The 485-nt window shown below is 57.0% G+C and carries 1 protein-coding gene; it reads left to right on the top strand.

The genetic code is table 11. The annotated features are described in order from the left end of the window. On the top strand, positions 1–442 hold a 442-nt coding region (locus AC1DLB_RS31975), incomplete at its 5' end, for a L,D-transpeptidase family protein (RefSeq protein ID WP_477786532.1). Positions 443–485: the final 43 nt, after the last annotated feature.

Genomic DNA, 485 nt, shown 5'->3' with positions numbered 1-485 from the left:
GGATGCGGGGTTGGATAACTCGCTGGGGCAGGTAGTGATTCGTTTTCCCAATGAGTATTCGATTTATCTGCACGACACGCCGCATCGAGATTTGTTCGCGAAATCCAATCGCGCGACCAGCTCCGGCTGTATTCGGGTAGAAAACCCGCTGCAATTGGTGGAGCTGTTGTTCAACGATCCGGTTCACTGGAACAGCGAAGGGATTCAAAAACAGTTAGCCAACGGCAAGACAGAGAACATCAGGCTCCCGGTGAAAGTGCCGGTGCTGTTGGCCTACTGGACGGTGGACCTGAGTCTTGATGGACGCGTGACATTCAAGCCCGATGTGTATGGCTATGACTCCCCGGTACTGCGGGCGTTGAATCTGCCTTCGGAGCGGCCGGCGCTGGACGGGAGGCGAGYGGCGCCTCCCTCGGTAGCGGCGGAGCAGAGCAATTTGTAGGCCTTAAAGCCCCAAGCCTTCCTGCACGGCCAGCAGCAAATTG

The organism is Pseudomonas sp. 05N434, from assembly GCF_056396965.1.
This window is presented reverse-complemented; position numbering and strand designations above follow the sequence as displayed.